Here is a 24678-nt window from a genome sequence, read left to right on the forward strand (position 1 = left end):
GTGATGAGCAACCCGGGAGAGGACGGCGCAGCGGTGACCACGACAGCGCCCTTGGACGGACCAGCGGTTGGCAAGGCGGGGTCGCCCCGGCTCCTGATCGTCGAGGATCACCCGCTGTTCCGTGCCGCGCTGATCGGCGTGATCGGCGCCGAGTTTCCCGAGGCCGAGGTGCTGCAGGCAACTTCGATCGACGGCGCGCTGGATATCGTCGCCGCGCGCGACGGTCTCGACCTGATCCTGCTCGACCTGTCGATGCCGGGGACGACGGGCCTGCTGGGCGCCTATCGCGTACGGGCGGCCGCGCCGCGCAGTGCGCTGGTGATCGTGTCGGCGCATGACGATTCGCGGATCATCGGCAGCGCGATCGCGCTCGGCATTTCCGGCTATATCCCGAAGTCGACGCCGAAGTCGGAACTGGCACGGCTGTTGCGCAACATCCTCGAAGGCGGCATCTCGCTGCCGACACGCTTCCGCGATGCCGCCGCCGCACGGAAGGGCCAGGCCGATACGCGTGAGCTGATCCAGCGTCTGGGCCAGCTCACCTCGCAACAATTGCGCGTGCTCGACATGATCTGCCGCGGCCTGCAGAACAAGCATATCGCCTACGAGCTCGATATCTCGGTGACGACCGTGAAGGTGCACGTGTCCGAGATCCTGCGGAAGCTCGACGTGCGCAGCCGCACCGAAGCCATCATCGCGCTGTCGCAGCTGGATTTCGGCAAGCACGACCATGCGCCGACCACGCCAGCACGCGGCGATGATTCATAGCCGCGCGGCCGGCTGCTCAGCGGCCAGCAGGAACGACAGCAGCGAGCGCATTTCGGCGGGCTTGATCGGCTTCTTCAGCAGTTCGTGGCCGAACGCAGATACGTCGGACGCGGCCTTGGGCGAATGGTCGGCGGTGACGATGATCGCCGGAACGTCGATCTTGATCTCATGGCAGATCACGTCGACGGCCTCGATCCCGGTCTCGCCATTGTCGAGGTGAAGGTCGGCGATGATGGCGTCCGGAATGCCGTCGAGCGCGCGGATGCGCTCGAGCGCCTCGGTCTTCGAGATGGTCACGGCGACGTCGCAGCCCCACTTCTCGAGCAGGCTGGCAAGTCCCTCGGCGCTCGAGAGGTCGTTCTCGATCAGGAGGATCTTGGCGCCCTCCATGCCGCCGTAGCGATAGTCGACGCTGGCCTGCTCGCGAACCGGCATCGCGACGGGATCGCTGGTGCGCGGCACCGTGACCGAGAACACCGAGCCCTTGCCCGGCTGCGACGTCAGGCGGATGTCATGGCCCAGCACGCTGGCGAAGCGGCGCACGATCGACAGGCCAAGTCCGATGCCGGCCTTGTCACCGGCGCTGGTCTCGCCGCGCTGGAACTCGACGAAGATGGCCTCGCGCTGGGCCTCCGGGATGCCGGGGCCGGTGTCATGCACCTCGATCGAGATGTTGTCGCCGCGGTTGCGGCACCCCATCAGCACGCCGCCGCGCTGCGTGTAGCGCAACGCGTTGGCGAGCAGGTTCTGCAGGATCCGGCGCAGCATCAGCGGATCGGAGCGGACCACGCCTGATGACGGCATGATGCGGAGCGCGAGGCCGCGCTTGGCGGCGATCGGCATGAACTCATGCTGCAGCGCTTCGAGCAGCGAGGCGATGGCGACCGGGCCGGACTCGGGTTTCAGCACGCCGGCATCGAGCTTGGAGATGTCGAGCAGGGTCCGCAGCATGTCCTCCAGCGTCGCCAGCGAGCGGTCGATCTGGTCGGTCAGCGCGACGCCCTTGGGCTCGGCGACCATTTCCGTCAATGCCGAGAGCGTCAACCGGGCTGCGTTCAGCGGCTGCAGCAGGTCGTGGGTCACCGAGACCAGCACCGATGATTTCAGCGAGCTCGCCGCCTCGGCCTGCTGCTTGGCCTGCAGCAGGCGTCCGTTGGTCTTTTCCAGCGATTGCAGCACCTGCTTGAGCTGCTGGGTGCGGTCGCGGACCTGCTGATCGAGCGCGATCGCGGTTTCGAACAGCGAGAATGCGTTGAGCTGCTGGTCGGTCGAGCGCTCCACGCGGGACATCAGCGCTGCATTGATCTTGCGCAGCTTCTCGGCTTCGCGCTCGAGCGACGCTATGCGGCTGGTTCGCGTATCCGTCATTGCGAAACGTTGACTCGCTTGCCGATGGCGACGCCGGTCAGCGTCTGATTGATGTGCATGGAGCGATATTGCTCGCCATAGGTCTGGAACCCAATCACTTTGTTGCGGCGATAGAGCTCCGACATCTCGCGGGACAATTGATGCTGCTCGACGTCGAGCCGCCGCAGCAGGCATTCGAATCCGATGAAGATCGATATCTCGCCGAGGTCATCGGTCATTTCCTTGAGCAGGCGGCTGGTGGCGTGGATCGGGTCATTCTTCCGCGCCACCGTCAGCACCATCCCCTCATCGATGGCACAGAAGAACTGCAGCGATCCGTCCGGGTTGGTGCGCTGGATGGAGCGTGCGTAATACGCGCCGCCGACGCGGACCAGGACGGGATGCGCAGCGAAGGAAAACAGTTCGAGCTTGGCATCGCTGATGCCGACCGCACGCGAATATTCCAGCGCCGCGGGCTCCGCGTTGAGCTCCTTGACGATGCGGTGCTCGATGTCGGCCTCGGTCACCACCATCTTGGTCGATGTCGGCTCGAAATGATCGCATTTGAACAGGCGGAACGGCAGCCTCGTCCTGATCAGGATCAGGACCGCCGCGTCGGTGAGCGCCTTGCCGCCATGGAACACCCACGACTTCTCGAAGCGCAGCCCGTCACCGGCGGAGCCGCCGACGATCGGGATGTCCTCCAGCGAGGTGTAGATCGCCGACATGATGGTCTCTTCGCGCTGGCACATGCCGTCGATGAACAGCAGACCGAAGGATTCATCGCTCGCGGCGCATTGTTCGGTCCGCTCGGCGAATTCCTGCTGCAGCTCGGTGCAGATCGCGCGCCCGCGATCGACCCGGAAGGTCGACAGCTCGAGCAGCGGACGGGCCGCGATCACGAAGTCGGCCGCGTCGAAGCCCATGGCGACCACGCTATCCTCGTCCCAGCCGCCCGGAGACAGCTCGCCGGCGGTCGTGCAGCCGAAGATCGGCGTGTCGGGCATCCGCCGCGACAGCTCGGCGATGAAGATCTCGGGGTCGTAGAACGGCGAAACGAACACGGTGACCATCGCGAGCTTCGCCCGCGCCAACTGGCGTGCGATCTCGGCCGCGGCGGCCCGCGGCTCCTCCGTCTTTGCCTGCGCCACGACAATGCTGTCGGCGGCGCTGCCGTTCTTCTCCAAAGGCTCTCTCCCAAGACCAGGTCTTGTTTTTTCTTGGCGCGAGCAGGCCCGCGCAAACCGGGACTTTAACTCAGGCCGGGCGCAACCGGGACGCGTTTCGGCGTCGGCGGCATCCGGATTGCCGTGGCGGGAGACCTCATCGACCGGCTCTGCCGGTCCACATGTTCGGCGCAAGCGCCGATAGCGCCGTCCGACGCAATGACATGGGACGCCTCCCGATGTGTCGTCCCGGCCGCGGGCAGCGGCCGGGAACCGCTTATCGCGGCCTAAATTATCGGGACCGGTATTCACGTCAATTGCGAACAATTGCGGGAGCGAGGGACCAAGGTAGTAGGGGCATGGCCATGGTCGAAGCTGAATTATCAAGGTGTTAGCGGGTGGACAGGTGCCGGGGGCTATCACTGGGTGCTCTCCGCCGCCTCCAGTTCCGCGACCTCCTCGTCGCTGAACACCCGGCTGCGGGTCAGGAAGCGGACGCCTTCGGGGGCTTCGAGCGAGAATCCCGCGCCGCGGCCGGGGACCACGTCGATGATGAGCTGGGTGTGGCGCCAATATTCGAACTGGGCGGCACCGATATAGAAGTCGCAGCCGGCGATGCGGCCGAGACGGACGTCCTCGCCGCCGATCCGGAACTCGTTGGCCGGATAGCACATCGGCGCGCTGCCGTCGCAGCAGCCGCCGGATTGATGGAACATCAGTGGGCCGTGCTGCGCCTTCAGCTGCGCGATCATCTGTTCGGCCTTCGCGGTGACTTCGACCCGGGCAACCATGTCCTGCTCCCGTTCCTTGTGGCTTGCAAATGGGCGGGCGCGCCCAGGGAGGAAGGGCGCGCCCGCGTGGTCGCCGACGCTCAGAAGAACCCGAGCGCATTCGGCGAGTAGCTGACCAGCATGTTCTTGGTCTGCTGGTAGTGTGACAGCATCTTCAGATGGTTCTCGCGACCGATTCCGGACTGCTTGTAACCGCCGAATGCCGCATGGGCGGGATAAAGGTGGTAGCAGTTGGTCCAGACCCGGCCGGCCTGGATGGCACGGCCGAAGCGATAGGCGCGATTGCCGTTGCGGGTCCACACGCCGGCGCCGAGGCCGTAGAGCGAGTCATTGGCGATCGCCAGCGCTTCCTCTTCACCGTTGAATTTGGTCACCGACACGACCGGGCCGAAGATCTCCTCCTGGAAGATACGCATCTTGTTGTGGCCTTCGAATACCGTCGGCTCGATGTAGTAGCCCTCGGCGAGCTCGCCATCGAGGCTGGCGCGCTTGCCGCCCGCGAGCACCTTGGCGCCTTCCTTCCGGCCGATGTCGAAATAGGACAGGATCTTCTCGACCTGGTCGTTGGAGGCCTGGGCGCCGAGCATCGTCGTGGGATCGAGCGGATGGCCCTGCTTGATCTTCTCGACCCGCTTCAGCGCTCGCTCCATGAAACGGTCGTAGACTTTGGCATCGACCAGTGCGCGGCTCGGGCAGGTGCAGACCTCGCCCTGGTTGAGCGCGAACATTGCAAAGCCTTCCATGCACTTGTCGAAATAGGCGTCGTCCTCGTCCATCACGTCGGCGAAGAAGATGTTCGGGGACTTGCCGCCGAGCTCGAGCGTCACCGGGATGATGTTCTCGGAAGCGTATTGCATGATGAGGCGGCCGGTAGTGGTCTCGCCCGTGAACGCGATCTTGGCGATACGCTTGCTTGTCGCGAGCGGCTTGCCGGCCTCGACGCCGAAGCCATTGACGACGTTGACGACGCCGGGCGGGATCACGTCGGCAAGCAATTCCATCAGCACGAGGATGCTGACCGGGGTCTGCTCGGCCGGCTTGATGACGACGCAATTGCCGGCGGCGAGCGCGGGCGCGAGCTTCCAGGTCGCCATCAGCAGCGGGAAGTTCCAGGGAATGATCTGGCCGACCACGCCGAGCGGCTCGTGGAAGTGGTAGGCGACAGTGTCGTGATCGATCTCCGACATCGTGCCTTCCTGCGCGCGGATCACGCTCGCGAAGTAGCGGAAATGATCCACCGCGAGCGGCATGTCGGCATGTGTCGTCTCGCGGATCGGCTTGCCGTTGTCGAGCGTCTCGACCATCGCCAGCAAATCGAGATTGGTCTCGATGATATCAGCGATCTTGTTGAGGACCTTCGCCCGTTCGGTGACCGAGGTCTTGCCCCAGGCGTCCCTGGCCTTGTGCGCAGCATCGAGCGCGAGCTCGATGTCCTCTGCCGTCGACCGCGCCACCTGGCAGAGCCGCTTGCCCGTCACCGGGCTCGGATTGTCGAAATACTGGCCCTTGACCGGAGCAACCCACTTTCCGCCGATGAAGTTCTCGAACCTGTCGCGGATCAGCCTGGTCCCTGTCACCTTCGCTAGCGCTTCCTGATACATCGCATCCTCCGTTTTCTCCGGAGCTTGAATCTGAGCGTTCAAGCCTTGCTCCGGGTGGCGCCGGACAATGCGATATATAGCTCCGAATACAACGGGGACCAAGGTAGTAGCGGCCGCACCTACCTGAGGAGGATGCGGCAGCGACACCCGAGGGGGAGACACGGAACGGGCGGTCGACAGGGCGCCACAGGCGGATGGCTGGTGCCGATTTCCCAGCCATTGCCCGCATTTACGTAGCCTTATCAATTCTGCCCTAATTTCGCGTCCCGGATACCGGGGCGGGGGCTGCCGCCGGATTCCGCGTGGTTCGGAATGATGACGGGGGGCAGAATGCCGGGGCTGAAGCGATCGCTGTCGATCAAATTCCCAACCCTGCGGTTCCGCGCCAAGATCATGCTCGGCTTTGCCGTGACGCTGGCGATTTCGGCGGCCAGCATGGGCTTTGCCTATTGGGGCTTCGAGCGGGTCTCCGCGGGGGTCGCCTCCTATCGCCAGAGCGTCTCCGAAGCCGACCTCGCTCGCAACATCGACCGCCAATTGATCTCCTACCGGTCGCTTGCGCGCTACTATGTCGTGACCGGCAAGGAGGACGATTCCAAGGCCGCGCTCGCCGCCGAGGCCGACCTGAAGGACGCCATCCTCGCCGCGACGAAGGGCACCACCAATCCGGAGCGGCTCGATCAGGTCACCAAGCTTGAACACGAGTTCCGCGCCTTCAGCAGGATCTTCGCCGAGATCGTCAAGCTCAAGGACGAGAGCGCGTTGATCGCGCAGAACCAGCTTACCCGCAGCGCGACCTCGATGCGCTACAAGCTCGACGATCTCCCGAGCAATGCCGACGACTCCGAGCTTCAGGCGATCCAGTTCAGTTCCAAGAAAGTCGCAGACCAGCTCCAGTCGATCACGGGAGCCGTGAACACCTTCCTGGTCAACGGCGACAAGTCGGTTGCCGCCAGCGCGCTTGCCAGGCTGAAATTCGCCGACAATCTGGTGAAGACGATCACCTCGAAGGACGAGCGGATCATCCAGGGGGTGAAGGATGTGGGTGCCCTGCTGGCAGAGTACCGCGAGGCGCTCGCCAGGCTGATCGAGAATTCCAAGGCGATCGACGGACTGACCTCCGAGATGTCGGCGTCCGCGGCGGGCATCAGCGACGGCTCGGCTGCGATGACGTCCGACCTGCTTGCGGACCAGAAACGGCTGGAGACGGAATCGCATGCCACGATCGGTGAAACCGAGCGCTTGATCCTGACGCTTGCCGTCGGCGGCCTCGTGCTGGGAATCGTCTGGGCGTTCCTGCTTGGCAAGGGCATCTCGAAGCCGATCGGGGCGATGTGTGCCGCGATGCGCGAGCTTGCGGCCGGCAATTTCGATGTCGTGCTGCCCGGCCTCGGTCGCCGCGACGAACTCGGCGAGATGGCCGGCGCGGTCGAGGAATTCAAGGTCCAGGCGGTCGCCAAGGCCGAACGGGATGCGGCGACCCAGGAAGCGCAGAACAAGGCGAGCGCTGCGGCGCGGCGCGGCGAGCTGATCCGTTTCGCCGACGAGTTCGAATCCGCTGTCGGCTCGATCGTCACCAATGTGTCGGCCTCCGCGGTGCAGCTCGAATCGGCGGCAGGCACGCTGACCCGCACCGCCGAGACCACGCAGAACCTCTCCGGCCAGGTCGCCGGCGCCTCCGAGGAAGCCTCCAGCAACATGCAGTCGGTTGCCTCCGCCACCGAGGAGCTGTCCGCCTCGGTCGACGAGATCGGCCGCCGCGCCAAGGAATCCAGCCAGATCGCTGATGCCGCCGTGCGCCAGGCCGAGCAGACCGACGCGCGCATCGGCAAGCTGTCGCGCGCCGCGCAGGAGATCGGCGACGTGGTCAAGCTGATCACGGCGATCGCCGAGCAGACCAATCTGCTGGCGCTCAACGCCACCATCGAGGCCGCACGTGCCGGCGATGCCGGCCGCGGCTTTGCCGTGGTCGCGTCCGAAGTGAAGTCGCTGGCGAGCCAGACCGCCAGGGCCACCGACGAGATCTCCAATCACATCGCGGGCATGCAGGCTGCGACCCAGGAATCGGTTTTCGCGATCAAGGAGATCGGTGGCACCATCGGCCAGATCTCCGGCATTGCGACGACGATCGCGAGCTCGGTCGAGCAGCAGAGCTCGGCGACGCAGGAGATCGCGCGCAGCGTGCAGAACGTCGCCAAGGGCACGCAGGAGACCGCCGCCAGCGTCACCCAGGTGAACCGCGGCGCGAGCGAGACCGGAGCGGCCTCCGAAGAGGTGCTGAACTCGGCGCGTTCGCTGTCGGTCGAGAGCTCGCGACTGCGCGAAGAACTCGACCGCTTCATGGCGAACATCCGCGCGGCCTAGGCTACGCACCGGCGCATCAAATATCGTCGTCCCGGCGCCGGTCGGGACGCATGACCACCGCTGTTTGTCGGTGAGCAGACAACTGGCCGCGTGCCTCTTGCCGTGGCCGCGACGTATGGGTCCCGGCCTTCGCCGGGACGACGTAGTCAATCCCGGCCGAACTGATGCTTCAATTCGACCTTGGCGCGTTCCAGCCGGGTGCGCTGGGTCTTCGGCAGCGTCTTGCCGGCCCGATTGATGTAGAAGGTCAGCATCGACAATGCGGAGCGGTAGGCACCGCTCTTGCGGCGCGTGCTGTGCTCGGCGGATCGTTTCAGCGATGCCGCGATCTTTTTTGCGCTGGTCAGCTTGAATACGCCGCGCTTGAGGTCGAGCGCATCGCTCTCCCTGGTCACGCGCTGCGACCATCGCGTCGATGCCGCCGTCCTCGTCCGCCGCGCGGTGCCAGTCGTCTCGGCGGCTGATTTGCGCACGCGCTTGCGTGCTGCTTTCTTCCCCGTGGCCATCGCCAACTCCATTCTTATTGGCCGGAAAACCAATCGCATCATGCGTGGTTCCTGTTTCGCTTCGCGGGAACCGCGGCGTCGCGCTGGCGTTGTCTGGCCGTGGCGGGCATCCGGTTTGCCGCAATCCTGGGGTCGGGAGCCTTGGAACACCTCGTTCCGGGGGCGTTGCCGTTGGTATGGCTTGATGAATGTGCAGCAGACACAGCGGAGCCCTGGAACGACGCGCGAGGTGACGACGGGCGAAGCCCCGGCGCCGGATGTTGGCCGTATCGTCGAGACCTCTATTCCGCTTCGCCTCGACGGTCTCAGCTGGAGTGGATTCCACACCCGCGTGGTGCTGGCGCTCGGCATCACCTGGATCCTCGACGGGCTTGAGGTGACGCTCGCCGGCGCGCTGTCGGGCGCGCTCAAGAACAGCCCGGTGATGAAGTTCTCCAATTTCGACGTCGGGCTGACCAACAGCGCCTATCTTGCAGGTGCCGTGCTCGGTGCACTCGGCTTCGGCTGGCTCACCGACCGGATCGGACGCAAGAAGCTGTTCTTCATCACCCTTGGCGTCTATCTCTCGGCGACCGCGGCAACGGCGGTCTCGTGGAGTGTTGCAAGCTACGCGCTGTTCCGCTTTATCACCGGTGCCGGCATCGGTGGCGAATACACAGCGATCAATTCGACGATCCAGGAACTGGTGCCGGCGCGTTATCGTGGCTGGACCGACCTCGTGATCAACGGCAGTTTCTGGATCGGAGCTGCGATCGGCGCATCGAGCGCGATCATCCTGCTCGACCCGGCGGTGCTGGCGCCGGACCACGGCTGGCGCATCGCCTATTTCACCGGCGCGGCGCTCGGACTCGTCGTGCTGTTCATGCGAATGTGGATTCCGGAAAGCCCGCGCTGGCTGATGATCCACGGCTACCCGGACCGGGCGCACGAGATCGTGGCCGATATCGAGAGATCCGTGCTCGGTCACGAGCAGCCGAGCGAAGGCTTCGCCAGGATCAGGCTTCGGATGCGCGATCACACGCCGCTGCGCGAAGTCGCGGCGACGCTGTTCTCTACCTACCGGCAGCGCGCGCTGGTCGGGCTTGCGCTGATGGTGGCGCAGGCGTTCTTCTACAACGCGATCTTCTTCACCTTCGCGCTGGTGCTGACCGATTTCTTCGCCATCCCCGCCAATGACGTCGGCTGGTACATCCTGCCCTTTGCCGCCGGCAACTTCCTCGGGCCGCTGCTGCTCGGCCGCCTGTTCGACACGCTCGGCCGCCGCGCCATGATCGCGTTGACCTACGGCGTGTCGGGCGTGCTGCTCGCGCTGTCCGGCTATCTGTTCTCGATCGGCGCGCTCAGCGCTCAGGGGCAGACCATTGCCTGGATGGTGATCTTCTTCTTCGCCTCGCCGGCCGCGAGCGCCGCCTATCTCACCGTCAGCGAGACCTTTCCGCTCGAGATCCGCGCGCTTGCGATTGCGTTGTTCTATGCGGTCGGCACCGGCATCGGCGGCGTGGTGGGGCCGGCTCTGTTCGGCGTGCTGATCGACACCGGATCGCGCAACAGCGTGTTCGCCGGCTACCTGCTGGGGTCGGCGCTCATGATCGCTGCGGCAGGAATCGCGTGGCGCTATGCGGTTGCGGCCGAGCGGAAATCGCTGGAATCCGTCGCGCCTCCGCTGGCATTCTTGGAGTAGAGTGAGATGAAGCAGGATCTGGCCGAAATGCCCGACGACGAGATGACCCCTGATGGCGCGACGCCGGACAGTGCAGCGGTGCCGGCATCGCTGATCCCGCATTTGAGTCGCGCCGCGGTGCTGCTCGACATCGACGGCACCCTGCTCGATTTCGCGCCGACGCCGCGCGAGGTCTGGGTGCCGCCGGGATTGTCCGAAACGTTGAAGCAGCTTTACGAGCGAACCAGCGGCGCGCTGGCGCTGGTCAGCGGCCGTTCCCTGAACGACATTGACCTGATCTTCGCCCCCGATCTGTTTCCGGCCATCGGCGGCCATGGCGCAGAGATGCGGCTGCATACCGACAGCGAGGCAGTGGCGGCGCACGCACCGCCGCTCGACCCGGAGTTGAAGCGCCGCCTTGCCGCGATCGCCAAGCTCAGTCCCGGAATCCTGCTCGAGGACAAGGGCTACTCGCTGGCGCTGCATTATCGGCTCGCGCCGCACGCGGAGAAGGCGATCTATGAAGCGGTGTCGCTGATCCGCGCCGACCTGCCGAACGCACCGATCGAGGTGTTGCCCGGCAAGAGCGTCTGCGAGATCAAGCATTCCGGCCACACCAAGGCGAGTGGCGTGCGCGAATTGATGACGCATGCGCCGTTCAAGGGGCGGCGTCCGTTCTTCATCGGCGACGACGTCACCGACGAGACGGTGTTTGCGATCATGCCGGATTTCGACGGCCTGGCCTTTTCCGTCGGCCGTCGCGCAACCGGCGTTGCCGGACATTTCGATGCGCCGCGCGATGTACGCGAATTCCTTGCACATCTGATCGATGGCGAAACGCCAGCGACTCTGTCCTGAAGCGCCGGCTCGAATGAACCGGCGTTCCTGGCTCTCACTTTGACGCGTTTTCATCGCGCGAACCGCTATCCGCTTCGCTCGAAAACGCTCCGCGCAAATCATCGCGATATTTTCGAATGCGGTTGTTTTGCGTCAACACGCAGGCCTCGCGCGGATTTTTCTTTTTGCGAGTTCCCGCGAGTTCCCTCCGCCTTGCCAGAATTTGGTTTCATTTGGGAGATTCCTTGATCAGGAACCATCTTGATGAATGGTTGTTAATACGCGAGCCAAACAACAGGGAGGGGACCTGGTGAGCCTCGTCGTCGTTTCGAACCGCGTGGCGCGCGGAAAACCCAACGAACCCATGACGGGGGGACTGGCAGCAGCGTTGCTGCCGGTTGTCGAAAAGACAGGGGCGATCTGGGTTGGTTCCAGCGGACGCGTCCGCGACGGGAGCCAGAAGGAACCTTTCGCAGAGGTCGAAGCGCTCGGCGCCGGTGCGCTGGCGATGCTCGATCTGCCGGCCGCGCATTACGGCGGCTATTACGAAGGCTTCGCCAATTCGGCACTGTGGCCCGCTCTGCATTCGCGCGCCGATCTCATCCGCGCCTCGCAGGACGACTATGCGAGCTATCGCGAGGTGAACGCCTTCATGGCGCGCGCGCTGCTGCGATTCCGCAAGCCCGATTCGGTGTTCTGGATCCAGGACTATCACTTCCTCGCGCTTGGCGCCGAGCTGCGCGATCTCGGCGCGACGCAGCCGATCGGCTTCTTCCTGCACACGCCATGGCCGACGCGCGCGGTGATATCGGGCGTGCCGCATCACCGCGAACTGATCGAGGCGATGCTGGCCTATGACCTGATCGGTTTCCAGACCGACGAGGATTGCGAGAACTTCCTCTCCTACGTGCGGGACGATCTCGAGCTCGCCGTGCAGGACGGCATCATCACCTCGCTGTCCGGCCGCACGCGTGCCGCCGTCTTCCCGATCGGCATCGATCCCGACAGGTTCGCGCAGCAGGCCACCAAGGCGATGACGCATCCCGACGTGACGCGGCTGCGCCGCAGCCTCAACGGCGAGAAGCTCGCGATCGGCGTCGACCGGCTCGACTATTCCAAGGGCCTCGGCAACCGCATCAAGGCGTTCGACCGGATGTGGACGCTGCATCCGAATCTCAAGCGCACCGTGTCGCTGCTGCAGATCGCGACGCCCTCGCGCGGCGCGATCGAGGCCTATGGCAACCTGCAGAGCGAGATCGCCAAGCTCGTCACCGACGTGAACGGCGTGCATGGAGAGGTCGACTGGACGCCGATCCGCTACCTCAACAAGGGCTTTGGCCAGGGGGTGCTCGCCGGCCTCTATCGCACCGCGCAGGTCGGCGTGGTGACGCCATTGCAGGACGGCATGAACCTCGTCGCCAAGGAATATGTCGCAGCCCAGCATCCGGCCGATCCCGGCGTGCTGGTGCTGTCGAAGTTTGCCGGTGCCGCCAACGAGCTCGATGCAGCGCTTTTGGTCAATCCGCATGACATCGACGGCATGGCGCGCGCCGTCGCGGCTGCGCTGGCGATGCCGCTGGCCGAGCGGCGGATGCGCTGGGAGGCGATGATGGCGCGGCTCAACAACGGCACCATCCAGCAATGGTTCGCCGACTTCATCGAGGCGTTGCGGGACACGCGGAATCCCGACAAGGCGATCATGCCGGCCCCGCCGCCCCTGTGGCCGCGTCGCGCGGACCTTGCCGCGCGGTATCGTTGAGCAGATCAGGCTGCCGCTTTCGCCAAGGCTTTGGCGGACAAGTCGCTTTGCTCGCAATGATGGGACTGGCAACTGCGCAAAGATCCGCATTCTCGCGACATGATCTGTCCGAGCTTTGCCTCTGGTTTCGCCCTCTTTTCTCGGAGAGGGCGCAGGGAAAGCCGGGTGCCGATCGCACCCATGGGTCCCGTGCAACAAGAAGCACGGGGTAGGACCACAGGTGTAACCGGAGCATTCCGGCTTTCCCTGCGCGGTGGTTTACGGCTTATACGTGCTCTCCCCGGCGAGACTGGGCTTGCTTGTCACCGTCGTCAGCGAGAGACATTGCTCCTCGCTGATGAGACACCTGCCACTAGGGCGTCAGGCCTGCACGATTTCGCCGTCCGCCCCGGTGCATTCGTCTCGCGCACCTCGGCGTCCACCGCATCTCACCGCGCGTTCGTGACGTGCGCTCGCCCCTCGATCGGGTGAGACGGACCGATCCATACACCGGATCATAATTACGATAAACCGAAATATTTTTGCCACGAGGGCTTGACGGGATTTGGTGATTTGCCCGACGGGCAGATCTCGCACGGCTCGCGCGAGCCCGGAATGACGAAGCGACGTCCGTTCGCGTCCCGGCCTCAGTAGCAATACGCCACGCCGTCGAGCACAGGGCAGCGCGCGCGGCGCGGGTCACTCGGGTTTTCCATCGGCACCATGCCGCTGCCCTTGCCGACGAAGACGCCGGGCCCGACCGTGACCGACGACCTGTTGCCGACGATCACGCCCGGATGCGGAGAGGTCAGGCTCGAGCGCGAGCCGTCGCTCCAGACGATCGCATCGCCCGCCAGCATGCCGTGACGGCCATCGTCGCAGGTCACGTCGACACCGGCCTTGGTGCAGGACTGCGCCGACGCCGGAGCCGCGCCGCAGGCGATCGCAGCGCCGAACATGACTGAAAAAAATGCTGTCCTGGGGGCGGTCATGCCCGGTCCCTCGACTGATTTGCGAACGCCTGCCGTCAATCGTCGTCCGAAGCCCGCCGCCGGTTCAATCCGGGCCACCGCGTCATCTCGCGGCAAGTCGAAATTATCAAACAATTTCAATCTATTGGGGAAATTTCGAGCCCAAAGCAAGCGCTCCCTTGCAAAATCCGCCCCGGCCCTTCAAGAGAGGGGCCCTTACGGAGAGATGGCCGAGTGGCTTAAGGCGCACGCTTGGAAAGCGTGTGTGCGGGAAACCGTACCGTGGGTTCGAATCCCACTCTCTCCGCCACCTCTCAGGTGTCCAGCCGGCAACCGAACAACCGATGTTCGAGGGCGAGCCACTTGCGGGGCAGCACGACACTGCAAGGGGACGGGTATCGCCCTCGCATTCCATCACGCAAGATTTCATCGCCGGTGTGGGCCGTAAATCCGGACCCATTGCGAGACCTTATCGCGCCACCACGGAGTGAATGAGACATTGAATGTCATCAATGCGGCGACATGCTGCATCGTCTCACAATCGATTCGTTCGGGAGATCGCCATGGACTGGCTCAGCAGATTGTTCGAGATGATGCCCGTGCGTGGGCGGCTTGATCTGCGCTGCTCCTACGGCGCGCCATGGCGGATCGATCAGGGGCCGGGCGAGCCGAACGAGATCCCCTACCACGCTGTCGTGGGTGGCTCTGCCGTGTTGGAAGGGCCGCCTGGCGGCAAGCCGCTGCGGCTGCTGAGCGGGGACATCCTGCTGCTGCCCGGCAACCCGCGTCATGTCATGCATGATGGCAGCGGCGCGCGGCCGAAGCCGGTGCGAAATCGGCAGGAGCTCAATCTCGTGATCAAGGAGAACGCCGGGCAGGGGGAAAGACTGGACCTGCTTTGCGGACATTTCGCGATTGCACCGCCGCACGATCGTCTGCTGCGCAGCTATCTGCCGTCTCGCCTGGTCGTGCATGCCCGCGGCGATGGCGGAGGAGAGAACGCCACGCAACTCGCCGGCCTCGTCGCCCTGATGCGCAGCGAGTCGGCAAGCGATCTCCTTGGCGGGCGCGCGATGCTGAATGCGCTGTCGACCGCGATGTTTGCGCTGGTGCTGCGGCTCGCGAGCGAAGCCGAAGACGCGCCGCGCGGCCTCCTCGCGATGGCCGGCCATCCGCGCCTGGCTCCGGCGGTGGCCGCCCTGTTCAACGAGCCCGCGCGCGCCTGGTCGTTGCCCGAGCTTGCGCAACTCAGCAACATGTCGCGCGCCACGCTGGCACGGCAATTCCAGCAGAAACTCGGCAGATCGGCCAGTGATCTCCTGACCGACATCCGGATGACATATGCAGCGAACGAGCTGAAGAGATCCTCGCTGTCGACCGGCGCGGTGGCGGAAGCCGTCGGCTATCAGTCGGAAGCGGCGTTCCAGCGCGCCTTCAAGAACCACATGGGCGTCACCCCGGCGCAGTGGCGCAAGCTGCAGGAGCCTTCCGGCCGGGATGTCTTCGCCGGGCCCGCGGCCTCCGCCGGTTCGAGCGCGGCGAAGACCACGGAGGCGGATCCGATGCGGAGCAGCAGGCCGGCCAAGGCGGACGAGCCGCCGTCGTCGCCGGCCAGGGATGATTGAACCGGACGGTCGATCATGCCGTCGCGACATCTTCGACGGCCGGATCGTTGCTGCGACCATCACCGCCATGGAGGGCCGAGCGGTCGGCGGCCGCCCGCTGAAGAACCGGGATCATGTCTTCAGCCTCGGGTCGGCGGGTGTAGTCGGGGTTCACTTCCGAGTAGAGGATCAGGCCGTCCTGTCCGATGACGTAACGGGCGGGCATCGGCAACGTCCAGCCGGGATCATCGTTGAACGTCGGCAGATCGTTCTTGAGCTGCTTGTAGAGCTCGACCAGGTAGTCGGGCAGATTGAACCTCAGTCCGAACGCGGCGCCGACCTTGCCCTTCACATCCGAAAGGATCGGCAAGAAGAGCTTGTTCTGACGCACCGACTTGCGGCTGTTCGGCGCGGTCTGCGGCGAGATCGCAACGAGCGAGGCACCATATTTTTCGAATTCAGGCCTGGCGGCTTCAAGCGCCTGCAGCTCCATGTTGCAGTACGGGCACCAGACGCCGCGGTAGAAGCTGAGCACCAGCGGTCCGCGATTGAGAAGGTCCGCGGAGCTGATGACGTTGCCCTCGGGATCCGCGAGCGAGAAGGACGGGGCGGCATCGCCGGCCTTCCTGGCGCGCTGGGCGGCGCCTGACTCGATCAGTTCTGCGGTGGCACGGTGCATCGTCTCGATGAAGGAACGAGGCACGCTGTAGGGCGGCTTTCCCGCCTCGAAATCGGCTTTGAAAGCGTCGAGCCTGGCTTGAAGTGACATGACGGTTCTCCTTTGGGCCTTTGCGCGGAGGCGGCGCCGCCGCCCGTTCGTTGAAATCACACGCGAGAAGCTAGAGAAGATCGTGATGCCGGGTAGCCGGGACGCCGGACTAGGGCTTATTCCAGTGGGGAATGATGGCCACGCTGCCGGGCACCTGCCGCTCAGGCGTTGAAGCTGCGTTCAAAGAAATCCACGAACGCCCTTGTCTTGGCCGTCGCCGCCCGCCCGGAGGGAAACACGGCCCAGAGATCGTGCGGCGCGAGGTCCCATTCCTGCAACACCGCGCGGACAGTGCCTGATCTCAATTCGGGCGAGAACATCCATTCGGACGCGATGGCGAGCCCGACATGGGCGAGCACGGCCGCCCTGACCCCTTCCGCGGCAGTCACCCGCAACCTGCTTTGTACCGTGACCGCCAGCTCGGAGCTTTCGCGCCGGAACGACCACACGCCGCCCTCCTGGAGATAGACAACGGCCTGATGCTTGCTCAATTCGCTCGGCGTTGCAGGCGTGCCCTCGCGATCGAAGTAGGCCGGAGTGCCGAGCACAACGCGCTTGCACCTGGCAATGCGGCGAGCCGTCAGCGCGGAGTCCATCAACCTTCCCATCCGCAGCGCGACATCGATGCCCTCCTGGACAAGGTCGATCTGACGGTCATCCAGGATAATCTCGAGGTCGAGGTCCGGATGCTGGGCCAGGAATTTCGGCAGCAGCGGAATGAGATGGATCCGGGCGAAGGTGACGGCCGCGCAGATCCGCAATCGTCCCTTGAGTCCGGCGCCGGCGCCGCGCGCCGCGAGCTCGGCTTCAGCCGCTTCCTCCAGCGCGCGCTTGGCGCGTTCGAGATAGCCAAGCCCGGCTTCCGTCGGCGTCAGGCCGCGGGTCGAGCGCGCGAGAAGCTTGACCCCCAGATATTCCTCGAGCTGCGCGACCGACTTCGAGACTGCCGGTTGCCCCACGCGAAGCTGTCGGGCCGCGCCCGAGAACGATCCGGTTTCGACCACCCGCACGAACGTCTCCATTGCGGCCAGACGATCCATTTCCTGTTCTCCGCGGGAATGCGATATCGCTTCGACCTGTCTGCCATGCCGCGCGGCAATTGGCCATCTCTCCACCCGCGCGGGCCGTTGCCTCGCAAGGACAGGGCAGTGAGCGCCCTCCGCTGTTCGATCGCGGTAACCGGCATTCCCGAGTGGAATAAATCATATCGCTTCATCGCGTCTGCCATGGCGCCGGGGAATGGGTGATCGTGCAGCCACATGTTCACCGCTCAAAAGCGAGAAGACAAATGATCAACGGTTTCAAGCTTCACGAGACTGCCGCCGCACCGACCGCCTCCGCCGAGATCCTGAACGGCGTCCAGCAGGCCTGGGGCTTCGTGCCCAACCTGCATCGCGTCCTCGCCGAGAGCCCGGCTGCGCTCGAGGCCTACAGCACGCTCTGGGGCATCGCCGAGAAGACGGGATTCACGCCGCAAGAGCGCAACATCGCCTATCTCGCCATCATCTACGAGAACGAGTGCACCTATTGCATGGCGGGTCATACCAATCTGTCGCGCATGGCAAAGGTCGACAATGCGGCGATCGCCGCCGTTCGCGACGGCCGGCCGATCGCCGACGCGAAGCTCGAGGCGCTGCGCCAGTTCGCGGCCAGAATCACGCGCCGGCGCGGCGTGGTGAGCGAGGCCGACGTCGACGCCTTCAAGGCAGCGGGCTATGACAACCGCGCCGTGCTTGATGTGCTGGTGCTGGCTGCGACCAAGTTGATCTCCAACTACACCAACCACCTGGCCGATACGCCGAACGATTCGTTCATGAAGGGCGCCGAGTGGACTGCTCCCGGCAAGCTCAAGCCGGCGGCCTGAACGTGACCCGACGCCGCCCCTTGCTTCCCCGAGGGGCGGCCTTCGCGACGATACATCCGGCGCAACAGGCGACGTCCCGGCGCTTGCTGGGCTGGTTCAAAATGGCGTGGGCGCCGAAGCAGTGAACACGGCCCGGCCGTCGGCGCGTCCCGGCTGCGGCGGTTTCTTCCGATCGTAACCTGAGCATGGACGCCGCCACCGCGCACAGGCGTGGCGCGCCGCGGTGTCAGCCTCGCTCGGACCTGATCGCGTTGCAGTCATAGCAACGGAAGATCCTGATGGCCTCGTGCCTCGCCGTCCTCGGCAGGGCGGCCAGCAAAGTCATTTGATGTCCGCAGGTCTCGCACGAACAGGTCGTGGCCTCCGGAGATGGTTTGGCATCCACCGGCATAGCGCGCTCCACCCTTTGTCCCGAGGCGGAATGTGTAGCCTGCAATCAGGCGTAACCATGATCTCCGGTCCCCGTAGGAGTACGGGGGGCGCCGCGGGCAGCGGGAGCCGGCCGGGCGAGCCGCGGCTCTTCGGGAACCAGCGGTTGCATTCGAATCAAACCCGGAGCGGTTGTTTAGCCGTTGGTCAGCAAACGGGCGTCTAATTCGACGCGTGCGAGCCATCGATGGAAGGGAACACTGCATGTCCGGGCAGGATTCAGCATCGCGCGGTCGAACATTCCTGGCGGGAAAGATCATCTTCAATTTCGGCCGGTCGACCTTCGATTGCACGATCCGCCAGCTCACCGACGGCGGCGCGACGGTGGAGCTCGACGGCATCCTCGCCATCCCCGAGCGCGTCCAGCTGCTGGTGCGCGGCGCCGAGCACCCGCGGCCGTGCAAGCGGCTATGGCAGTCGGAACGCCAGGTCGGTCTCGCCTTCGAGCAGGAGCAGCAGGCGGAACAGACCGCTGTGCGGACCACTCCGCCCGCGCGCAGCGGGGACTTGATTCTTCGCGGCCCAATGCTGGCCCTGCGCGCCGCGCTCGACCACATCCCGCTCGGCGTCCTGCTGCTGGACGGCGAGCTGAAGGCGCAGTTCATCAACCGGGCGTTCCGGCAGATGTGGGCGCTGCCCGACGCGGTCGCCGGGCGGGGGCCGACTTTCACCGAGCTGATGCATCACGGCTGCAAGATCATGGCCTATGAGATGCCGCAAGCGCAGCTCGACGCCTATGTCGCCGAGCGCGTGCGCCTCGTCAGCGTCGGCGACACGGCGCCGATCGACCTCAGGCGCAGCAATGGCGAGGTGATCAGATGCCAGTGCACGCCGTTGCCCGACGGCGGCCGCATGGTGAGCTACACCATGGTGACCGACATCGTGCGCACATCCGACGAGCTGAAGGTGCTGACCAATGCGCTGGAGAATGTGCAGGACGGCGTCGTCATCCTCGACCGCGAGCTCGATGCGATCTTCGTCAATCGAAGGATGCGTGAGTTCTGGGAGATCAGCGCGGAGGAGGTGGCGCGTCGCCCGCCCTACGTCTCGATCATCACGCGCAACCGGCGGGCGCTGCCGCCGGGCTTGACGCCCGAGCAGGTCAAGGCGTTCCCCGAAAAACGGATCGCCGAGATCAAGGCGGGCGAACACACGCGCGACCTGCAGACGCCCGACGGACGCAACATCCGCGTCCACTGCACCACGATGCCGGATGGCGGGCGCATGTTGACCCTGTGCGATGTCACCGACCTCGTCCGCGCCGCCAGGCAGCTCGAAGTACTCGCGACGACCGATCCGCTCACCGGCCTTTTCAATCGCCGGCATTTCCTGTCGGCGATGGAGGCCGAATGGAGCCGCTTCCAGCGCTACTACCGTTCACTGTCGGTCCTGATGGTCGATATCGATCACTTCAAGACCGTCAACGACCAATTCGGCCATGCCGCAGGCGATGCGGCCATCAAGGCGGTCGCCGAACTGTGCATCAACGGCAAGCGCAAATCCGACGTCGTCGGCCGGGTCGGCGGAGAGGAGTTTGCCGTCCTGTTGCCGGAAACCTCGATGTCGCGCGCACGGACCGTGGCCGAACGGATCCGCCGGAGAATCGAGACCCTCGCGCTGCCGAACTCCGGCGCGCCATTGGCGCTGACGGTCAGCATCGGCGTGGCCGAGGCCTTCACCAGCATGCCAGGCGTCGACGCCCTGATGAAGGCGGCCGATGGCGCGCTCTACCAGGCCAAGGCGCAGGGCCGCAACCGCACGGTCTGCTGGTCGCCACCTGCGCCGCCGAAGCTGGCGGCCGAATAGAAGTTCACGGCGGCGCGGCCGTAACGCGCGCACATTCTCGCCTCAAGCCGTCCTTGCGACCGCGGTTTGGTCCGCGCCCTCGCGTCGCGATCACGCCGGCCGCCTGTGTTGTCGAAAACCACGCCCGGTCTAAATCCGTGAAAAGCCTGAGGATATTAACCATTGATTAACCATGGGTGACGATTGTTAACCATTCGAAAAGACAACCGAGTCTGGAGCGATGGACGCTACTCAAAATGCAGCACGTCAACCGGTTCGCATGCGCGGCCGCTCCTATGTCGCGTTCGTCTTCTCGCCCGTGGTGCCGATCGTCTCGTGGCTCGAGGAGATCGACGCGACACTGGCGCGCTCGCCCGGCTTCTTCACCGGCAAGCCTGTCGTGCTCGATCTGTCGGCCGTCGATCTCAGCCAGGCCGCGATTACGCATCTGGTCGGAAGCCTTGACCAGCGCAACATCCGCATCCTCGGCATCGAGGGCGTCGACGAGGCCAAGCTCGGCGGCAATCTTCCCCCGCTCCTGACCGGCGGCCGCGCCTGCATCGTCGCCCAGACCGAGCCTCAGGCCGCGCAGGCGAAGGCCACCGCCAATACCAATACCAACACCGGCATCAAGGCCAAGTCGCCGTCGCTGCTGCTCGACAGCCCGGTGCGCTCCGGCCAATCGATCGTTTTTGCCGAGGGCGACGTCACCGTGCTCGGCTCGGTCGGGTCCGGCGCGGAGATCGTAGCCGGCGGCTCGATCCATGTTTATGGCACGCTGCGAGGCCGCGCGATGGCCGGCATCAACGGCAATTCGTCCGCGCGGATCTTCTGTCAGAAGATCGAGGCCGAGCTGCTCGCCATCGACGGCTATTACCAGACCGCGGAACAAATCGATGAAGGCTTGCGCAATCGCCCCGCGCAGGCGTGGCTCGAGGGTGAATCGTTGCGAATCACAGCTTTGAACTGATCGACCAGAAGGAGAAGAGAATGGCCAAAGTCTTGGTCGTGACGTCCGGAAAAGGCGGGGTCGGAAAGACGACGTCGACCGCCGCACTCGGCGCCGCGCTCGCGCAGACGGGACAGAGTGTCGTCGTGATCGATTTCGACGTCGGCCTGCGCAACCTCGACCTCGTGATGGGGGCCGAGCGGCGGGTGGTGTTCGACCTCATCAACGTGGTGCAAGGGGTTGCAAAACTGCAGCAGGCGCTGATCCGCGACAAGCGGCTCGAGAATCTCTGGCTGCTGCCGGCCTCGCAGACCCGCGACAAGGATGCGCTGACCGAAGAGGGCGTGCGGCGGGTGATCGCCGATCTCAAGACCAAGTTCGACTGGATCCTGTGCGACAGCCCGGCCGGCATCGAGCGCGGCGCGACGCTGGCGATGCGCTATGCGGACGAGGCCATCATCGTCACCAATCCCGAAGTGTCGTCGGTGCGCGATTCGGACCGCATCATCGGCATGCTGGATTCCAAGACGGTTCGCGCCGAGCGCGGCGAGCGGGTCGAGAAGCATCTCCTGGTCACCCGCTACGACGCGGCGCGCGCCGCACGCGGCGAGATGCTGTCGATTGACGATATCCTGGAGATCCTCGCCACGCCGCTGCTCGGCATCGTCCCCGAAAGCCAGGATGTGCTGAAGGCCTCCAACGTGGGGTGCCCGGTCACGCTGAACAATACCGGCAGCGCACCGGCGCGGGCCTATATCGACGCCGTGCGCCGCCTGATGGGCGAGACGGTCTCGATGACGGTGCCGGTCGAACGCAAGGGGCTGATGGATCGGCTGCTGCGACGGAGGGCGGCATGATGAACCTGATGCGGCTTTTCGGCGGCCGCGCTGCGTCGGCGCCCGTGGCACGGGAACGACTTCAGATCCTGCTCGCGCATGAGCGCGGCCGGAACGGCGCATCCGACCTACTCGAAGTTCTCCGCGCGGAAATCCTCGGCGTGGTTTCCAAACATATCGATCTCGATCCCGACAAGGTCGTGGTCCGGATGGACAGGGGCAAGTTCGTCTCGATGCTTGAGGTCGACATCGAGGTGCCCAACGGCGTGCAACGATCAATGATGGTGGCGGCCACATGACGGCAGACAGCAACAGTCACATCGCCTGGCAGCGCGCGCAGCTGAAGAAGCTGCGCGCGGCACTGAAGGCCATCGAAGTCGATCAGGTCGGCAAGGCCAATTGCGGCCGCGCGACGCAGATGACGATCGACGAATTGCAGCGCAAGATCGGCGAATCCGGCCGCTGCATCGCCGAATATGAGCGCCGGACCCGGCGGCCGCTGGCCACCGATCGCGGCAGCCTCGCCAGCGTGAGCTGGACGCATTGGAGCGTCGCGCCGACCAACGCCAGGCCGCATCGGCATCGCGCGTAGAGAAGCGCCCTACAGCAAAAACGCCAGCGCGGTCTCGCACTGGTCCTCGACCTTGAGCGTGAGCAGCTCATCGGCACGGGTGCGGCCGAGATTGACGGCAGCGATCGGCAGGCCGCGCTGTTCGGCCATGCGCACGAAGCGAAATCCGGAATAGACCATCAGCGAGGAGCCGACGACCAGCATGGCAGCGGCTTGCTCCAGATGCGCCTGCGCCGACGCGACGGTGTCGTGCGGCACGTTCTCGCCGAAGAACACCACGTCGGGCTTCAAGACCCCGCCGCAGGCCGCGCAGGCGGGCACGACGAACGATGCGAAGTCGTGCTCGAGATCGGCGTCGCCGTCAGGCGCATCGGCCGCGTCGAGTGCGAGCCAGGCAGGGTTCCACCGCGCCAGCTCGTCCTGAAATTCGTCGCGCGGCATTGTCGCGGCGCAGCCGAGACAGCGGACCACATCGAGGCGGCCATGCAGGTCGATCACCTTCCGGCTGCCCGCAGCCTGGTGCAGCCGGTCGACGTTCTGCGTCAGCAACAGCTCGCAACGTCCCTGCGCTTCGAGCTCGGCCAACGCGCGATGCGCGCCGTTCGGCATGGCGCGGCCAAAGCGCCGCCAGCCGACCATGCTGCGCGCCCAGTAGCGCTGCCGTGTCGCCGCGTCGCCCAGAAAGGCCTGGATCGTGACCGGCCGCGTCCGCTTCCAGTTGCCGTCGCTGTCGCGATAGTCGGGAATGCCCGAATTGGTGCTGCATCCGGCTCCGGTCAGGACAAACAGGCGTGGATGGCTGTCGACGAAATCTTCCAGGGCGCGGCTGTGCATGCCGCCATATCTAGTGCGCGGGGCGTCAGCCACAAGGACAAGCGCTCGCGCCAGGCCGGGATGCCGGCGCGCGTGCTTCGCGGCCGGCTACCAGCGGCCCCGTGCTTCACGGCATGACGAAAACCTGCCCGGGATAGATCAGGTTGGGATTGCGGATCTGTTGCTTGTTCGCCTTGTAGATCACCGCGTAGCGCTGCCCGGCGCCGAGTGCGCGCTGGCTGATCCGCCAGAGACTGTCGCCCCGGGACACCGTGGTCGTTGTGATCTTCGGCACGATCACAGCGGAGGGTGAACTCACATCTGATGCGGCGGGGGTTGTCGCAGCCGCGAGCTGCGTCGTGCCCACGTTCGCGCCGCCGGACGGTGCCGCCGACCCCGGGGTCGATGCAGTCGTCGTGTCGGGGGCGTTGAACGGCACCTCTGCACGGGCACGAACCTTGCCGGAGCCGGGGTCGACGTCGTCAAGCCGGACCCGGTAGTCTCCGGCGTTCACCCCCTTGTTGATCGTGACCGAGAGCTGCCCGCCCGCATCTGCGGTGGCGGAGGCGATCAGACTGTCGTTGAGATACAGCCTGACGGTGGCGCCGGGATCTGCCCGACCGGTCACATGGAGCTTCCCACCCGGCTCAGTCTCGACGGATTCGACTGTCACCTTCCCGGCTGCCGGCGCCGCGGCCGGAGATTGCGACAGCACCTTGACCGGCTTGCCAGGTGCCATCAGCGCCGTCATCGGCCGTTCCCTTGCCGCAGCATCGAGCGCCACCGCCACGCTCTGCTTGGAGGTCACCTGCTTGCCGTCACGCGTGGCGCGCAGGGTCAGGTCGTAGTTTCCCGGCGGAAGCGGGCGCGGGACCATGACGAACTGCCCGGATTTGTCCACCACCACGCGATCGTGCACCTCGCCATTGCGGAGCAGTTCCACCGTCGCACCCGGTGCGGCCCGGCCGGCGACGACGGTCTCACCCGTCGGTTCGATATTGACGGCGTCAAACTCCGGCACTGCGTCGCCGTCCACCGGCTGCGGCGGTCCTTCCAGCGCGTTTGCCAGCGCTGCGGTCTCCGTTTGCACCTTTGCCAGCCCAGTCCTGTCGGGCTCTCGCGCGGGAGCCGCCGGCGGCGCCGGAGCCGTCATCAGGCGCGAATCAACCGCCGGGGCTTGCTCGGTCTGGCGGAGACCGAACAGAAGCGCGGCGGTGCCGCCGGCGGCAAGCGCCAGCAACGGTATGACCAGTTTCATCGCCGCGGCCTTCATGATGGGTGAATCCTCCCGCGCGCCCGCGCGCATCCT

The 24678-nt window shown here is 65.3% G+C and carries 22 protein-coding genes and 1 tRNA gene; 13 read left to right on the plus strand and 10 right to left on the minus strand.

Annotated elements, in window-relative coordinates; all coding sequences use genetic code 11:
• The first annotated feature begins 3 nt into the window (after nucleotides 1-3).
• Nucleotides 4-768, plus strand: coding sequence for a response regulator transcription factor (locus JQ586_RS21020; RefSeq protein ID WP_249147865.1), 765 nt, complete (start codon nucleotides 4-6; stop codon nucleotides 766-768).
• Here the strand turns inward: JQ586_RS21020 and JQ586_RS21025 are convergent.
• The 4 genes from JQ586_RS21025 to JQ586_RS21040 form a co-directional block, all read right to left on the minus strand.
• Nucleotides 763-2136, minus strand: a complete 1374-nt coding sequence (locus JQ586_RS21025) for an ATP-binding protein (RefSeq protein WP_212396517.1) — start codon at nucleotides 2134-2136, stop codon at nucleotides 763-765. The genes JQ586_RS21020 and JQ586_RS21025 overlap by 6 nt on opposite strands.
• A complete protein-coding gene (locus tag JQ586_RS21030; protein WP_249147866.1) occupies nucleotides 2133-3302 on the minus strand; it encodes an FIST N-terminal domain-containing protein in 1170 nt (389 codons plus the stop codon). The genes JQ586_RS21025 and JQ586_RS21030 overlap by 4 nt, the downstream gene beginning before the upstream one ends.
• Before the next feature lie 398 nt (nucleotides 3303-3700).
• A complete protein-coding gene (locus JQ586_RS21035) occupies nucleotides 3701-4072 on the minus strand; it encodes a DUF779 domain-containing protein (RefSeq protein ID WP_212396518.1) in 372 nt (123 codons plus the stop codon).
• Nucleotides 4073-4152: 80 nt separating this feature from the next.
• Nucleotides 4153-5673, minus strand: a complete 1521-nt coding sequence (locus tag JQ586_RS21040; RefSeq protein ID WP_212396577.1) for an aldehyde dehydrogenase family protein — start codon at nucleotides 5671-5673, stop codon at nucleotides 4153-4155.
• Nucleotides 5674-6003: 330 nt separating this feature from the next.
• Between JQ586_RS21040 and JQ586_RS21045 the strand changes: the two genes are divergently transcribed.
• Nucleotides 6004-8037, plus strand: coding sequence for a methyl-accepting chemotaxis protein (locus JQ586_RS21045; protein WP_212396519.1), 2034 nt, complete (start codon nucleotides 6004-6006; stop codon nucleotides 8035-8037).
• A 146-nt stretch (nucleotides 8038-8183) separates the two neighbouring features.
• Here JQ586_RS21045 and JQ586_RS21050 read toward each other — a convergent pair whose 3' ends face one another.
• A complete protein-coding gene (locus JQ586_RS21050; RefSeq protein WP_212396520.1) occupies nucleotides 8184-8543 on the minus strand; it encodes a DUF3175 domain-containing protein in 360 nt (119 codons plus the stop codon).
• Nucleotides 8544-8727: 184 nt separating this feature from the next.
• Between JQ586_RS21050 and JQ586_RS21055 the strand changes: the two genes are divergently transcribed.
• The 3 genes from JQ586_RS21055 (at nucleotide 8728) to JQ586_RS21065 (ending at nucleotide 12799) form a co-directional block, all read left to right on the plus strand.
• Nucleotides 8728-10224, plus strand: a complete 1497-nt coding sequence (locus JQ586_RS21055) for an MFS transporter (protein WP_212396521.1) — start codon at nucleotides 8728-8730, stop codon at nucleotides 10222-10224.
• Nucleotides 10225-10230: 6 nt separating this feature from the next.
• Nucleotides 10231-11061: a trehalose-phosphatase gene (gene otsB, locus JQ586_RS21060; protein ID WP_212396522.1), complete on the plus strand. Its 831-nt coding sequence runs from the start codon at nucleotides 10231-10233 to the stop codon at nucleotides 11059-11061.
• A 289-nt stretch (nucleotides 11062-11350) separates the two neighbouring features.
• The gene (locus JQ586_RS21065; protein ID WP_212396523.1) at nucleotides 11351-12799 is read left to right on the plus strand and encodes a trehalose-6-phosphate synthase; all 1449 of its coding nucleotides are present in this window, start codon (nucleotides 11351-11353) and stop codon (nucleotides 12797-12799) included.
• A 626-nt stretch (nucleotides 12800-13425) separates the two neighbouring features.
• Here the strand turns inward: JQ586_RS21065 and JQ586_RS21070 are convergent.
• Complete coding sequence (locus JQ586_RS21070) at nucleotides 13426-13770, minus strand: hypothetical protein (RefSeq protein ID WP_409411005.1); 345 nt, start codon at nucleotides 13768-13770, stop codon at nucleotides 13426-13428.
• 199 nt (nucleotides 13771-13969) lie between these two features.
• Between JQ586_RS21070 and JQ586_RS21075 the strand changes: the two genes are divergently transcribed.
• Nucleotides 13970-14059, plus strand: a tRNA-Ser gene (locus tag JQ586_RS21075).
• A 253-nt stretch (nucleotides 14060-14312) separates the two neighbouring features.
• Nucleotides 14313-15374 carry an AraC family transcriptional regulator gene (locus JQ586_RS21080; RefSeq protein WP_212396524.1) on the plus strand — a complete coding sequence of 354 codons (1062 nt, stop codon included), beginning with the start codon at nucleotides 14313-14315 and terminating at the stop codon, nucleotides 15372-15374.
• Nucleotides 15375-15387: 13 nt separating this feature from the next.
• On the opposite strand, the gene JQ586_RS21085 is transcribed toward JQ586_RS21080, so the two are convergent.
• Both JQ586_RS21085 and JQ586_RS21090 read right to left on the minus strand, forming a co-directional pair.
• Complete coding sequence (locus JQ586_RS21085; protein WP_212396525.1) at nucleotides 15388-16122, minus strand: peroxiredoxin-like family protein; 735 nt, start codon at nucleotides 16120-16122, stop codon at nucleotides 15388-15390.
• Nucleotides 16123-16283: 161 nt separating this feature from the next.
• Nucleotides 16284-17162: a LysR family transcriptional regulator gene (locus JQ586_RS21090; RefSeq protein ID WP_212396526.1), complete on the minus strand. Its 879-nt coding sequence runs from the start codon at nucleotides 17160-17162 to the stop codon at nucleotides 16284-16286.
• 248 nt (nucleotides 17163-17410) lie between these two features.
• On the opposite strand from JQ586_RS21090, the gene JQ586_RS21095 reads away from it, so the two are divergent.
• From JQ586_RS21095 to JQ586_RS21120, 6 genes are all read left to right on the plus strand, one after another.
• Complete coding sequence (locus JQ586_RS21095; protein ID WP_212396527.1) at nucleotides 17411-17986, plus strand: carboxymuconolactone decarboxylase family protein; 576 nt, start codon at nucleotides 17411-17413, stop codon at nucleotides 17984-17986.
• A 633-nt stretch (nucleotides 17987-18619) separates the two neighbouring features.
• Nucleotides 18620-20221 (plus strand): sensor domain-containing diguanylate cyclase, encoded by a 1602-nt coding sequence (locus JQ586_RS21100; protein ID WP_212396528.1) that lies wholly within the window; start codon nucleotides 18620-18622, stop codon nucleotides 20219-20221.
• A 220-nt stretch (nucleotides 20222-20441) separates the two neighbouring features.
• Nucleotides 20442-21170, plus strand: coding sequence for a septum site-determining protein MinC (minC, locus tag JQ586_RS21105; RefSeq protein ID WP_212396529.1), 729 nt, complete (start codon nucleotides 20442-20444; stop codon nucleotides 21168-21170).
• Nucleotides 21171-21190: 20 nt separating this feature from the next.
• Nucleotides 21191-22006, plus strand: a complete 816-nt coding sequence (gene minD, locus JQ586_RS21110) for a septum site-determining protein MinD (protein WP_212396530.1) — start codon at nucleotides 21191-21193, stop codon at nucleotides 22004-22006.
• Nucleotides 22006-22284, plus strand: coding sequence for a cell division topological specificity factor MinE (gene minE / locus JQ586_RS21115; protein ID WP_212396579.1), 279 nt, complete (start codon nucleotides 22006-22008; stop codon nucleotides 22282-22284). Before minD ends, minE begins: the two co-directional genes overlap by 1 nt.
• Nucleotides 22281-22577 (plus strand): hypothetical protein, encoded by a 297-nt coding sequence (locus JQ586_RS21120; protein ID WP_212396531.1) that lies wholly within the window; start codon nucleotides 22281-22283, stop codon nucleotides 22575-22577. The genes minE and JQ586_RS21120 overlap by 4 nt, the downstream gene beginning before the upstream one ends.
• 9 nt (nucleotides 22578-22586) lie before the next feature.
• Here the strand turns inward: JQ586_RS21120 and JQ586_RS21125 are convergent, their stop codons facing one another.
• Nucleotides 22587-23390 (minus strand): NAD-dependent protein deacetylase, encoded by an 804-nt coding sequence (locus tag JQ586_RS21125; RefSeq protein WP_212396580.1) that lies wholly within the window; start codon nucleotides 23388-23390, stop codon nucleotides 22587-22589.
• Between the two features lie 106 nt (nucleotides 23391-23496).
• Complete coding sequence (locus tag JQ586_RS21130) at nucleotides 23497-24642, minus strand: Ig-like domain-containing protein (protein WP_249147867.1); 1146 nt, start codon at nucleotides 24640-24642, stop codon at nucleotides 23497-23499.
• Nucleotides 24643-24678: the final 36 nt, after the last annotated feature.

Origin of the sequence: Bradyrhizobium jicamae (assembly GCF_018130215.1) — a bacterium.
Taxonomy (GTDB): Bacteria; Pseudomonadota; Alphaproteobacteria; order Rhizobiales; family Xanthobacteraceae; genus Bradyrhizobium; species Bradyrhizobium jicamae_A.